Source organism: Sellimonas catena, assembly GCF_027924685.1.
In the GTDB taxonomy this organism is placed as follows: Bacteria; Bacillota; Clostridia; order Lachnospirales; family Lachnospiraceae; genus Sellimonas; species Sellimonas catena.
Genome location: NZ_BSBO01000010.1, coordinates 1 through 12,992, shown reverse-complemented (window position 1 = coordinate 12,992; position 12,992 = coordinate 1). Strand labels below are relative to the sequence as shown.

The window sequence follows — 12,992 nt, the reverse complement described above, 5'->3', positions numbered from 1 at the left end:
TTAATTAGCTACTTTTACCATGCTGTGTCTTACCACACTGTCACGGTACATATACCCTTTCTGGAATTCCTCCACGATAATATTCTCACCGGCTTCTTCGTCTTCCACATGCATCACCGCATTATGAAAGTCCGGATTGAATTCCTGTCCCAGGGCCTCGATCTGCTTGACGCCTGCGTCTTCCAGCGTCTTCATAAGCTGTCTATATACTTTATCCATGCCGTCTACAAACGGATCGTCTTTCTTTCCGTCTTCAACGCTCTGGAACCCTCTCTCGAAATTATCGATAACAGGCAGGATCTTCTCAATGATGTCCTTTGCTCCAATCTCATACATGGCCGATTTTTCTTTTTCAGTACGCTTTCTGTAATTGTCAAACTCCGCCATCTGGCGTGTCAGCTTATCGGTCAGATCTTCGATCTTCTCATCTTTTGGATCCTTTTTATTCTTTCTTTTAAAGAATCCCTTCTTTTCTTTGCCGTCGTCCGAAGCTTCCTGGCCGTCTGTGCTTTCCGGCGCGCCGGTCTCTTCCGCTTCATCCTGTGCGGTTTCATCCTCTACAGGAATCTCACCGTTTTGCTCAGCCTGCTTTTTCGCTTCTTCTACGGCCTCTTTTACCATTTCTTCCTGATTCTTACTTTCTCCCACCAGGATACCACCTTTCTGCTTTTGCTCTATTCTTTTTTGTGAAATATCGTATCCAGCTCAGTCTGCAGTGTTTTCAGTGTGTCCATGACATGTTCATAGTCCATACGCTTCGGTCCGATAATCCCTATCGTTCCCTGCATGCCTTCTCCTAATTCATAGGTTGCTGTCACAATACTGCAGTCCTTCATGTTCTGTACCGGAGTCTCATTTCCGATATAAACCTGTATTCCCTTAGTGTCACTGGAAAGTGTCTGGGTGACAAGTTCCGAAAGCTGCTGTTTTTCCTCAAAGGCACTGATGATTTCCTGTGCGCTTTGCTTGTCGGATAATTCCGGATAACGGAAAATGTTGGTGGCTCCGCTTGTATAGATCTCCATGTCCTGATCGAGCTGAATCACATTGCCTACCGCATCCAGCACATCGCTGATCACTCCGCTGTGAATGCCTGCCTGTTCTTTGAGCTTGGCAATCAGTCCCAGTGTAATCTGATCGATGGACATGCCGTTCAGCGTCGTATTCAAAAGCATGTTCAGCTTTAGAAGCGTCTCGCTTCCCAGATCCTGGTCAACCCGGATGATCTGGTTCTTGACAATGTTTCCTTCCAGCACAATGACTGCGATCAACTGTTCCTCATCAACCTGGGAAAGCTGAATAAATTTCAGCCGGTTTTTCATGCTGACAGGCGCGGATACCATCGTGGCGTAATTTGTATTGTTAGCCAGTACTTTCGCCGCCTGTTTCAAAAGCTGATCCATCTTATCCGCCTTCTGAAGCATCTGTTCCTTGATTTCCGTCACTTCCTGCTCTTTATCCTGCATGAGCATATCGACATAAAGCCGATATCCCTTGTCAGACGGAATACGTCCTGCAGACGTATGAGGCTGAAAAATATATCCAAGTTCTTCCAGATCCGCCATCTCATTCCGGATTGTAGCGGAACTTAAATTCAGATCGGTGTACTTGGAAATTGTTCTGGAACCAACCGGCTCACCTGTCTCCAGATAGTTCTGAATGACTGCTTTTAATATCTTCAGTTTTCTTTCACTCAGTTCCCGGATTAATTCCATTCAGATCCTCCTTCCGCCTTATTAGCACTCATTTATTTCGAGTGCTAATATCTACGTTTACTAATTTAGCACTCCCGCACACATTTGTCAACACCGATTCTGTATCTTTTTTGTGTCTTTCTACATATTCAGAAGTCCCACAGCAAGGATTATCATTCCATACGCTACCCACTGCCTTTTCGTAAGTTTCTCTTTGAAAAGGAGCACTCCTGCTGCTCCGATCACTGCCATCGCTGCAATGCTGTAGGTCGGATAGGCGATGACTGCAGGGACATCGGCCAGCGCCCAAAGCAGAAACCGGGCCGAAAAATAGTTTGGGATTCCGATGAGAACTCCAAATAGAACTTCGTTTTTTGTAATCCGCTCCCTGTTTCGTGCAACAAGCAGACCACTGATTACTCCGGAAACAAGAAAGGAAAGCATCAGGAAAAAGCTTCCAAAGGATGTTTTCCCGTATGCGTCATAAAACTTGGCCATGGCATCTCCCAGGCCTCCGCCAAGTAAAAGAAGTACAAGTCCGGCCTTGGAGCTTCCTCCCGTCCGGACCGCTCCTTTCTCCAGATTGATGAGCAAAATGGCAACCACCGCAATCAGAAGTCCGATTCCCTGGTTCCATCCCGGTTTTTCTCCAAACCAGAGGACTGCAAGTGCAGACGGGACGATCACGCCAAGCTTCATAAAGGTAGAGGACAGGATAACGCCGTTTTTCCGCACATTCCACTGCAGGAGAATGAACGCCCCGCAGTAAAGCAGACCGGTCACCACGCCAAATCCCACGGCTGTCATAGTACCGGCTTCCCCGATATGTCCCAGGTTTTTTCCCGTTGTCAAAAGCCCTGCAATGACGCAGACCGCGTAGTTCATCAGCAGAATCCCGTATTTTCCCCGACAGTACGTCTCACTTGCACGCATGAAAATGGAAACACCTGCGCTGCAAAGAACTGCCAGAATCAGATTGATCATGAGCTTTCCTCCTCTCCCTCATCCTGCAGAAAGCAGGCCATCACATGATTGCTCACATCAATTCCCCGGTCTGTTAAAGCGATACGCCCCTGCTTTCTTTGTATGAGATGCTCCTGTTCCAGTTCCCGGATCTCATCTCCATAAATTTCTTCCACCGTATGGTGAAACCGCGCCGCAAACTCTGCTTCGGAAACACCTTCCATCATTCTAAGCCCCAGAAACATCGTCTCTTCCTGAGCTTCCCGCCCGGATAGTTTCTGCACTTCTTCCCTTGTCAGAAGCAGCGCTTCTTTCGGCTCGTTTTCACTCCAGGTTTCCACATATTTCTTCCTGTCCCGGAGATTACTCCACCTCTGCTCTTCAAAAAGAGAGGCTGCCCCGACTCCAAATCCCAGATACGGAATTCTTCTCCAATAACCGATATTGTGTCTGCATTCTTTCCCTTTCTTTGCGTAATTGGAAATTTCGTACCGTTCATATCCGTATCCTTGCAGAATCTCTTTTGTCCGCTCATACATCTGCCGCTCAGTCTCCTCATCCGGCAGGGGCGGATGGTCCTTTGGATGATCCGTCTTCTCATACCAATTCCAAAACAGCGTCCCTTCCTCCAGAATCAGACTGTACGCCGAGATATGCTCCGGACAAAGACTGCATACCCGTTCCAGTGTCTTCTCATAACTTTTCAGCGTCTGGCCCGGAATCGCAGACATCAGGTCGATATTAATATTGACAAAACCTGCCTTTCTCGCCGCCTCATACGTGTTTCGGAAATCCTGCCATGTATGAATTCTTCCAAGAGTATGGAGCTCCTGGTCATTCGCAGACTGTAACCCGATACTCAAACGATTGATCCCGGCCTTTCGATACGCTTCCATCTTCTCTTTTCCATCAGTCCCTGGATTGAGTTCCATAGTAATCTCCGCATTCGGAGAAAGCGAAAATGATTCCCTCACCGTCCTGAGAATCCCGTCAACTGCCTCCGGCGGCAGAATCGACGGCGTACCGCCTCCAAGGAAGACAGTGCTGACTTCATATTCCTCTGCCATTTTCGAAGCAACGCTGATCTCCCTCCGAAGAGCCCGGACATACGCTTCCTGTTCTTCCTTTCCGGCAGGGCCGGACAGGAAATCACAGTACGCACATTTCTGCACACAGAAAGGTATATGAATATATATTTCCAGTTCTTGTTTCATCTATTTATCCTCATTTCATAATCATTATTGGGGACGTGTACCTGTGCATCGGTACACGTCCCCAATGAAAAAAATAAAACAATTCTGACTATTTGTCGTCGAGTTTCAGTACGCTCATGAATGCTTTCTGTGGAATCTCTACGTTTCCTACCTGGCGCATTCGTTTCTTTCCTTCTTTCTGTTTTTCGAGGAGTTTCCGTTTTCGGGAGATATCTCCTCCATAACATTTTGCAAGGACGTCTTTTCTGAGTGCTTTTACTGTTTCTCTTGCGATGATCTTTCCGCCGATGGCTGCCTGGATCGGAATCTCAAACAGCTGTCTTGGAATTTCTTCTTTTAATTTTTCGCACATCTTGCGTCCTCTGTCGTATGCGCTTCCTTCAAAGACGATGAAGGAAAGGGCATCCACCTCTTCTTTGTTGACAAGAATGTCGAGTTTCACGAGGGAGGACTGTTTGTATCCGAGCATCTCATAGTCGAAGGATGCGTATCCTCTGGATCGAGATTTCAGGGCGTCAAAGAAATCGTAGATGATCTCATTGAGCGGCAGGTGGTAGTGAAGGACCGCTCTGGTCGCCTCGATGTATTCCATTCCCTGGTATTCGCCTCTTCGTTCCTGACAGAGGTCCATGATTGCCCCGATGAATTCGGAGGTTACCATGATTTCCGCCTTTACCATCGGCTCTTCCATGTAGTCGATCTCACTTGGCTCCGGCAGGTTGGACGGATTTGTAAGTTCAATCACTTCACCGTTAGTCTTGTGGACTTTATAGATAACGCTTGGTGCGGTTGTGACGAGATCCAGATTGTATTCTCTCTCCAGACGCTCCTGGATAATTTCCAGATGAAGCAGTCCTAAAAAGCCGCAGCGGAATCCGAATCCGAGGGCAATGGACGTCTCCGGCTCAAACTGAAGGGAAGCGTCATTTAACTGAAGCTTCTCAAGGGCATCCCGGAGATCCGGGTACTTGGCTCCGTCTGCCGGGTACATACCGCAGTATACCATCGGGTTGACTTTCTTATATCCCGGAAGCGGCTCGTCGCACGGACGATCTGCGTCTGTAACGGTATCGCCGACTCTGGCGTCTTTTACATTTTTGATGCTGGCGGTGATATAGCCGACCATTCCTGCGCTCAGTTCGTCACATGGAATAAAGCGTCCGGCTCCGAAGTAGCCGACTTCTACAACCTCTTCTTTTGCCCCGGTTGCCATCATCTGGATTTTGGTTCCTTTTTTTACGGTTCCTTCTTTGATCCGGCAGAATACGATGACTCCTTTATAGGAATCATAGACCGAATCAAAGATCAGTGCCTGAAGCGGGGCCTCCGGATCTCCTTCCGGTGCCGGAATCTTATGCACGATCTCTTCGAGCACCTGGTCGATATTCAGTCCGGTCTTGGCGGAGATCCGCGGTGCGTCTGTGGCTTCAATTCCGATGACGTCTTCAATTTCTTCTGCCACACGGTCCGGATCCGCACTCGGCAGATCGACCTTATTGATTACCGGAAAAACATCCAGATCGTGATCCAGTGCCAGATAGACATTTGCAAGCGTCTGTGCTTCCACGCCCTGTGCCGCGTCCACCACGAGAATTGCCCCGTCGCAGGCCGCAAGGCTTCTGGATACCTCATAGTTAAAGTCCACATGTCCCGGCGTGTCAATCAGGTTGAAAACGTATTCCTCCCCGTCCTTTGCCTTGTAGACTGTGCGGACTGTCTGTGCCTTGATTGTGATTCCTCTTTCCCGTTCCAGATCCATATTATCCAGTACCTGGGACTGCATCTCCCTGCTTGTCAGAAGTCCGGTATCTTCAATGATCCGGTCCGCAAGCGTCGACTTCCCATGGTCGATATGGGCAATGATGCAGAAATTCCGTATATGTTTTTGATCAATTACTGACAATGTAAAATCCTCCAATCAACTCATTATAACTGCTGTATCTTATATTAACTACTGTATTGTACAATCAGAAGCTCCACCGCCATTGTATCGGCAAGCCTTCCTGTCTTGACCTCCTCTTCTGTCGAAGCACAGTCCTCCAGAATCTGCCGAAGACTGGAAGGAGAAAACTTCTGTGCCTGTGCCAGATAGCGTCCCACCGCAAACGGCGGAACCTTGACATTTTCACTGATCTCTTTTTTCCCGTATCCCCGTCTGTTCATCTCAGATACTTCCAGCAGGATCCGGAACTGCCGTGTCATCAGAAAGAGAATCCGCATCGGCGGCTCTTTTAAGGCCAGCAGATCATAATAATACATCAGCGCCTGCTTCTGCTTCTGATCTGCCACGGCATTGACCATGTCGAAAATCTTGTTGTCTATGTGGGTCGTACAGATTTCTTCTATATCATGAATGGTAATCTCCTGTTTCCCAAGAGTATAGCAGAACAGCTTCTCAAGCTCGCCGTGGATATTTTCCATATCTTCCCCGACTTTCGTGAGAAAATACCGGACCGTCGACTGGGTAATCTGCCGTCCTTCCTTCTTCACCATGGAGAGTACCCATTTCTGCAAAGTACTGCCGTCCTGTCTGGCCATCTCCACAATGCGCCCTTTTTCCTTTACCGCCTTGTAAAGCTTTCCCCGCTTGTCCACTTCGCTCTCCACAAAAAGAAAGCACGTCGTCTCCGGCATGCTGCGGATATACTCCGCAAGCTCCGGAGAGGCGCCTTTGAAAAATCCGGTGTCCTCCATCACAATCAGTCGTCGCGGGGCGAAGAACGGAAGCGTCTCGGCAAGATCGATGACCTGTCTGACATCCGTTCCCTTCCCCTCGTAATACGCATAATTCATCGTATCCCCTTCGGGGAGCATCGCCTTGGAAAGCCTGTCCTTATACTGCTTTTTGAGATAGCTCTCCTCACCGTACAAAAGATATACCTGTTTAAATTGTCCTGTTTTGAGATCTTCATTTAAACTTTTCATACCGCTATTCTAGCATAGAACATGTTTTTCCGTAAACACCCTATTCCAAAAATTTTCGGATGGTCATTGTCTCCCCTTTGACCAGCAATGTGATGGCTCCGTCCTCTTTTGTACAGAATGTCTGGATTCCACAGGTTTCCAGACGTTTCAGAAGCTTTTCTCCCGGATGTCCGTATGGATTGTCTTTTCCCGCAGAAATCAGTGCATACCTTGCATTGTTCTGTTCTAAAAACGCTTCTGTCGCTGCTCCGTCAGATCCGTGATGGGGAACTTTCAGTACGGTATAGGTTCCTGAACCGCTTTCTCCCTGTAAGAAGTCTTCTTCTCCTGCTCCTTCCAGATCCCCGGTAAAGAGCATGGAAAACTTCCCGCTGGAAAGCTTTAAAATCATGGATGCTTCATTTCCCGGTTCTCCTCCATATTCTTCGGAAGGGCCAAGACAGGAAAGCTCTGTCCCTGCCCTGTCCCGGATTGCTTCCCCCGCTTTCATGGTCCGCACTTTTGTCCCTGCTCTTTTTGCGGTCCGTGCCAGATTTTCAAGACCTTCATCCCACAGATGCTGCTCGGGCAGAACCAGTGTCCGGATGCCGACGCCCACATCCTGGCGCTCCAGCATTTCCTGTATCCCGCTGATGTGATCCGTATCTCCATGGGAAATCAGGACATAATCCAACATCCGGATTCTCTTGCTTTCCAGAAACGGCTCCAGCGTGTATTTTGCCAGCATCTCTTCCGATGTGCTTCCTCCGTCTACCAGACAGTCCAGTCCTCCCGGCATCCGGATCAAAATCCCGTCCCCCTGACCCACGTCTATCATGGTGACTTTCAGCTCTCCGTAATACTGGCTCCATGGGCCAAGAAGCAGAGTCAGTGCAAATATAAGGGCGGACATCCCCGATTTTCCCTTTCCTTTTCGGAACAGCAGATATACCAGCATCAGTAAAAACAGATAGAGAAGAATCTGGATTGTATCCGGTTTTCCGGTGACAATTCTTGCAAAAGGCAGTTTCAGCATGATCCGGCAGTTCCATTCGTAAAACATCAGAACCGCCTTACTGATCCAGAGAATGACATCCGCAAGAGGGGGCAGCACCAGACAGCAGATGCTTCCCAAAAGACCGGCTCCCATGACAACCGACATCATCGGAATTACCCAGATATTCACAAGGACCGAGTACAGCGGAAATTCATAATAGGAAGAAAGAAGGACAGGAAAGGTCAGAAGCTGAATGCACAGCCCCGGATACGCTGCCCAAAGCAGTTTCTGCCGGATGGTTTTCTTCCTTTTTATTCCAGGAGTTTTCTCTTTTTTTCTTTCCTTTTCTTTCAGTTCCTCCAACCGGATTCGCAGCTCTTCCCCTCCCCAGATGGCAAAGATCGCACCAAACGAGAGGAGAAATCCCGGATCAAATACGGAAAGAGGCGCTGTCCCCACAATCACAGCAGCGGAAACGACAAGGCTTGTCAAAAGGTCATAGACTCTTCCCGTCACCTCTGCTCCCATCCGGATAAAATACATGTAAACTGCTCTTCTTGCCGAGACACTGAATCCCGTCATCACCGCATACGGGAGCAAAACAAGGATGCCCAGGGCGGCGCTTCCAGAAAACGGGACTCCCGCCTTTCGCATTGTCCGGTAAATCAAAAGGCCGATAAAGGACACATGAAGCCCCGAGACCGCCAGAAGATGAGCAATTCCGTTTTTCTGATACAGCTCTTTCACCTCCGGATCCAGGGCACTTTTATCTCCCAGGAGAATTCCGCTTAAAACCGCACCCTCGTCCCCCATTCTGTCCAGAAGTTCTTTCTTCCACCGCTCCCGAAGAGAGGCAATCCATTCTTTTCCATATTGAATTGTGTTGTCTGTAACTTTGATTGATTCCGGAAAGATCATTCCGTAGATATTCTGATTCTGATAATAAGACCGGGAATCGAATGTTCCCGGATTAGAAGCCCTTTCAAACAGATGAAAGGTGCCTGTGACTATGATCGTATTGCCGATCCTGTAATCGCTCCACTCGGAGCTGTAGATGATATACGCCCTGTCTCCCGCACGAAGATACCATGTCGGGCCCTTTTCCCTTTGTTCTCTTTTAAAAATACGCCCGCTCACACAGATCTTTTCTCCGTCCATCCGCAGTACTTCCGGCGGGAACTCCCATTTGGCTCCCGCCCAGAAGACCAGACAGCGGATCACAAGAAAAACAAGGCACATTACTGCAAGCGGCCTGTTTTTCAATCTTTATTTTTCTCCTTCCACAAGATCCAGATTTCTCGACAACGGCTGGTCCAGCGGAACGCTTTCGCCGAAGTTGATATTACTCTCACCGTTGATGGAAATCTGTACCTGGCCTGCCATCCCGCTCTCCACAATCGAATTGACGATCGAGTAAATCAGGATCTCAGGCTTTACATTGGATTTCATGTTCATCAGTTCCTGATCAAAATTGACATAGCAGATCTGATCCCTTGTGGATACACTCAAGATCTTGGTATTGGCCGGAATCGTTGCATAGGCTCCCGAAGAGGACGGCCCCTTCAACAGCTGCTCAATCACCAGACGTTCCATGGAGATATTACTGTTGTACCGGACATTATTTACCGTTTCCTTAACCAGTTTGTCCCCGTCTTTGTTGGCGAAATAAAGTGTCAGCGACGTAGACTGATAGGAGTGGAGCGAAGATCCGACATTCTGTATAAAATCCTCGTTACTCATCAGGCCGACCGGCGTATTGTCTGCCGCCATCAAAGGCTCCTCTCCGATATAAAAAGAGACATAATCGATCCCGGAAATCTGTACCAGTGATTTTACAACCGCCGCTCTCAGAAGCACTTCTTCTGCGGCATCCAGAGATGTGTATTTCTCATTAAAAGTAAGATCCACCTGTTTTCCGTCGATCTCAAACTCTTCCACCCTCACGTCATTCTGAAACGGGGTCTGATAGTCCTCTGACTCTTCAGCCGGTTTTTCCAGTGCATCCAGCACATACTGTACCTGCTCCGCCTTTGACCCGTCTTTCTTTTCCCCGGCAATTCTCACAAGTTCCGTCTTATCCGCACTTAAGTAAAACAGTCCAAACTCTCCCTGCTTGACCTGCTCTCCTCTCCTGCAGCCGGACAGGAGACCAGACGCCATGAGTATGACAAGCAGAAATGATACAATCCTTTTTCCTTTCATGGTCTCCTCCTCTTATTTTGCATTTGCCACATATTTCAACGGAATCCGCACGGTAAACGTCGTGCCCTCCCCTTCTTCACTGTACACTTTGATAGCCCCTCTGTGCATGATCACAGCGCTTCGTGCAATGGCAAGCCCAAGTCCCGTTCCTCCGATTTCCCTGGAATGAGATTTGTCCACGCGGTAGAATCTCTCGAAAATATGTTCCTGCGCTTCTTTTGGAATTCCCATTCCGGAATCCGCCACTTTTAAATAGAAAAACTTATGGTCTGCGTTTAACGATACATGCACCCAGCCATTTTCATGATTGTACTTGATGGCATTTTCCACCAGATTGCTGACTGCGAGGGAAAGTTTTGTCTCATCTACTTCCGCCTCCACTGTACGGAATGTCTCAAATACAAGCTCGATATTTTGTTTCTGCGCGATCGGCTTGAGTCTTTTTAAAATCCGCTCTACGATGAGGTTAATATCCAGCATTTCGATATTCATATCGTTGGAAGTCTTATCCATCTTCACAAGAGACAAGAGATCGTTGATAATCTTGTTCTCCCGTTCGATCTCCTCCGACATATCTCCCATAAACTCCCGGTAGAGCTCTGCCGGCACTTCCTCCTGGGAAAGAAGAGAATCCGCCAGCACCTTCATGGAAGTAAGCGGCGTCTTCAACTCATGTGAGACATTAGAAACAAATTCCTGTCTCGATTCGTCCAGAACCTTGAACCTTCCGATCATCTTGTTGAACGCCTCCGAAAACCGGATGGTCTCCAGAAATGCATTTTCATGGAGATCGTCTTCCTCATAACTTTCTGTCATGTTTTCGACTGCTTTTGTAATCCGGTTCAGCGGACGCGTAATGTAAAAGCTGATCAGCACGCCCACCGCAATCAATACAACAAACACCGTAATGATGATAATATCCAGCGTCTGTCTCAGATTTTCCTGAATATCCACAATATTGTCCGTGGAAACACTTGCGAGCATAACACCGACAATCTCTTTGGACGCAGTCCCCTGAATCGGAGATGTCACTTCGATATAGCTGTTCCGGTCGTCATAATTGCTGACTGTTTCACCTTCAAAACACTTGATCACATCACCGGAAATGATCGTCTTGCCCGCATCCAGATCGTACGAATCCTCAATGATCCGGTAAGACTGATCGATAATCATGACCCGGCCGTTATAAATGTTGGAAAACTGTGTGATCTCCGCGTCGATCGTCTCCGGGATATCTCCCGAAAGTGTGTCCAGCACGGAAAGCTGGTTGCAGAGAATCGTACACTGATTCTGAATCTCTGCCATGCGGATTGAGACAGAGTGGCTCTCGTTGGACCGCAGAACCACAAAACGTAAAATCAGACACGGCACCATTCCCATAAAAAGAATCAGCAGGAAAATCAGAAACCTGAGACTTTTAAACGGATGGTGCCTGAGTTTTAACTTACCCCCTAAAATAGTAACCAACTCCCCATTTTGTATATACATATTTCGGATCACTCGGGTTCACTTCGATCTTCTCACGAAGTCTTCTGATATGTACATCCACAGTCCTTGCATCGCCCGGATACTCATATCCCCAGACAAGATTTAACAGATCCTCTCTGGAATATACCTTGTTCGGGTTGTGGGCCAGAAGTTCCAGAAGATCAAATTCTTTTGCCGTCAGGTTAATCTCTCTGTCTTTGGAAAATACTCTTCTGCTCTCACAGTCAAGCTTTAAGTCTCCTTTGACAATGACCTTCGCATCTTTTCCATCTTTTTCCTTCTTGCCTGTCCGGCGCATGATGGCCTTGATCCTTGCCTTTACCTCCAGAATATTAAACGGCTTTGTGATATAGTCGTCCGCACCATACTCGAGTCCAAGAATCTTGTCCATGTCGTCGCCTTTTGCCGTCAGCATCACAATCGGTACATCCGAAAATTCTCTGATCTGCTGGCATACTTCAAACCCGTCCAGCTTCGGAAGCATGATATCCAGAAGAATCATGTCGTAATCATTGTCCCGTGCATAGGCCAAAGCTTCTTCCCCGTCGTATGCGCAGTCCACTTCCATGCCGTCCTGTTCCAGACTGAAGCGTATTCCTTTTACAATCAGTTTTTCATCGTCTACAACCAATACCCTTTTTGCCATGTTTCTCCCTCGCTACACTGTTATCTTATCTTTAATCTTTTCAAAAACTCCATCCTTGATACCGGAAATATTTTTAATTTCATCGATGGAATCAAAGTTCCCATGTTCTGTTCTGTACTGAAGAATCGCCTCAGCCTTTGCCTCACCGATCCCCGGAAGCGTCATCAGTTCCTCCCTGGAAGCCTGGTTGAGATTGACCAGCCCACCGGCTGCTTCCGGGGATCCGCTTCCGGCTCCTTGCGGGATTGCCGGATTTGCTCCGCTTACTTCCTCTTTGTCCGGCACGTAAATCCTGGCTCCATCTGTCAGAACCTCCGCCAGATTCAGCCAGGAAGCCTCGGCCTCCTCAGTCACGCCGCCCGCCATCTCGATCGCTTGATAAACTCTGCTTCCGGCAGGAAGCGTCACAACACCTTCTTTTTGGACTTCCCCGCAGACGTAGACAACAATCATCTCCGTCTCTGTCTTCTTCCGGTCTTTTGACTCTTCTTCCCCGGCAGATTTCTGCTCAGTATCTTCTTCCAAAACAGCCTCTTTCTCTGACTCTTCCTCCAGAAGCACCACCGTCTCTTCCGGTTCGGCCTCCTTACCGCCGCATCCTGCAAACACCAGAAAAATCAGAACTGCCGCCATACAAAACAATTTTCTTTTCTTTCTATGCATAGTACTCCTTTACCGCAGCCGATAAAAGCCCCCTCTATGCAGATAGTTCTATTGTAACGAATTTCTTTTTAAATTACAACTCTATTTCCACTGGAGTATGTGTCAAGTAATCGTTGGCACTTTTTCTTCTTTTTTTGATATCAGTTTATTTCTTTTATTTTCAGACAATTCAGCTCGGACTTTATCTGATCATTTTATGTTTCTTTTTAACAGAATGCTCT

The 12,992-nt window shown here is 47.8% G+C and carries 11 protein-coding genes; all 11 read right to left on the bottom strand.

Annotated features, from left to right (window positions below):
- Positions 1-621 (bottom strand): nucleotide exchange factor GrpE, encoded by a 621-nt coding sequence (gene grpE / locus Selli1_RS06065; RefSeq protein WP_087167520.1) that lies wholly within the window; start codon positions 619-621, stop codon positions 1-3.
- Between the two features lie 53 nt (positions 622-674).
- Entirely contained in the window at positions 675-1,715 is a 1,041-nt protein-coding gene (gene hrcA / locus Selli1_RS06060; RefSeq protein WP_087167382.1) for a heat-inducible transcriptional repressor HrcA, read from the bottom strand.
- Between the two features lie 120 nt (positions 1,716-1,835).
- Positions 1,836-2,678 (bottom strand): EamA family transporter, encoded by an 843-nt coding sequence (locus tag Selli1_RS06055; RefSeq protein ID WP_281872503.1) that lies wholly within the window; start codon positions 2,676-2,678, stop codon positions 1,836-1,838.
- Positions 2,675-3,871: a radical SAM family heme chaperone HemW gene (gene hemW, locus Selli1_RS06050; RefSeq protein WP_281872501.1), complete on the bottom strand. Its 1,197-nt coding sequence runs from the start codon at positions 3,869-3,871 to the stop codon at positions 2,675-2,677. The genes Selli1_RS06055 and hemW overlap by 4 nt, the downstream gene beginning before the upstream one ends.
- Positions 3,872-3,959: 88 nt before the next feature.
- On the bottom strand, positions 3,960-5,774 hold the full coding sequence (lepA, locus tag Selli1_RS06045) for a translation elongation factor 4 (protein ID WP_087167385.1): 1,815 nt from the start codon (positions 5,772-5,774) through the stop codon (positions 3,960-3,962).
- 44 nt (positions 5,775-5,818) lie between these two features.
- Positions 5,819-6,796, bottom strand: coding sequence for a DNA polymerase III subunit delta (gene holA / locus Selli1_RS06040; RefSeq protein WP_281844536.1), 978 nt, complete (start codon positions 6,794-6,796; stop codon positions 5,819-5,821).
- A 40-nt stretch (positions 6,797-6,836) separates the two neighbouring features.
- Positions 6,837-9,035: a DNA internalization-related competence protein ComEC/Rec2 gene (locus Selli1_RS06035; RefSeq protein ID WP_281844535.1), complete on the bottom strand. Its 2,199-nt coding sequence runs from the start codon at positions 9,033-9,035 to the stop codon at positions 6,837-6,839.
- Between the two features lie 3 nt (positions 9,036-9,038).
- Positions 9,039-9,974, bottom strand: coding sequence for a GerMN domain-containing protein (locus Selli1_RS06030; RefSeq protein WP_087167388.1), 936 nt, complete (start codon positions 9,972-9,974; stop codon positions 9,039-9,041).
- Positions 9,975-9,986: 12 nt separating this feature from the next.
- The gene (locus Selli1_RS06025) at positions 9,987-11,462 is read right to left on the bottom strand and encodes a sensor histidine kinase (RefSeq protein WP_087167389.1); all 1,476 of its coding nucleotides are present in this window, start codon (positions 11,460-11,462) and stop codon (positions 9,987-9,989) included.
- Positions 11,419-12,108, bottom strand: coding sequence for a response regulator transcription factor (locus Selli1_RS06020; protein WP_087167390.1), 690 nt, complete (start codon positions 12,106-12,108; stop codon positions 11,419-11,421). Before Selli1_RS06020 ends, Selli1_RS06025 begins: the two co-directional genes overlap by 44 nt.
- A gap of 12 nt (positions 12,109-12,120) precedes the next feature.
- A complete protein-coding gene (locus Selli1_RS06015; protein WP_191436606.1) occupies positions 12,121-12,771 on the bottom strand; it encodes a helix-hairpin-helix domain-containing protein in 651 nt (216 codons plus the stop codon).
- Positions 12,772-12,992: the final 221 nt, after the last annotated feature.

Bases quoted from the DNA above. Each gene is read 5' to 3' on its own strand.
- hrcA (WP_087167382.1), bottom strand. From the start codon at position 1,715: ATGGAATTAATCCGGGAACTGAGTGAAAGAAAACTGAAGATATTAAAA.
- Selli1_RS06015 (WP_191436606.1), bottom strand. From the start codon at position 12,771: ATGCATAGAAAGAAAAGAAAATTGTTTTGTATGGCGGCAGTTCTGATT.
- holA (WP_281844536.1), bottom strand. From the start codon at position 6,796: ATGAAAAGTTTAAATGAAGATCTCAAAACAGGACAATTTAAACAGGTA.
- Selli1_RS06025 (WP_087167389.1), bottom strand. From the start codon at position 11,462: ATGTATATACAAAATGGGGAGTTGGTTACTATTTTAGGGGGTAAGTTA.
- hemW (WP_281872501.1), bottom strand. From the start codon at position 3,871: ATGAAACAAGAACTGGAAATATATATTCATATACCTTTCTGTGTGCAG.
- grpE (WP_087167520.1), bottom strand. From the start codon at position 621: ATGGTAAAAGAGGCCGTAGAAGAAGCGAAAAAGCAGGCTGAGCAAAAC.
- Selli1_RS06020 (WP_087167390.1), bottom strand. From the start codon at position 12,108: ATGGCAAAAAGGGTATTGGTTGTAGACGATGAAAAACTGATTGTAAAA.
- Selli1_RS06055 (WP_281872503.1), bottom strand. From the start codon at position 2,678: ATGATCAATCTGATTCTGGCAGTTCTTTGCAGCGCAGGTGTTTCCATT.
- Selli1_RS06030 (WP_087167388.1), bottom strand. From the start codon at position 9,974: ATGAAAGGAAAAAGGATTGTATCATTTCTGCTTGTCATACTCATGGCG.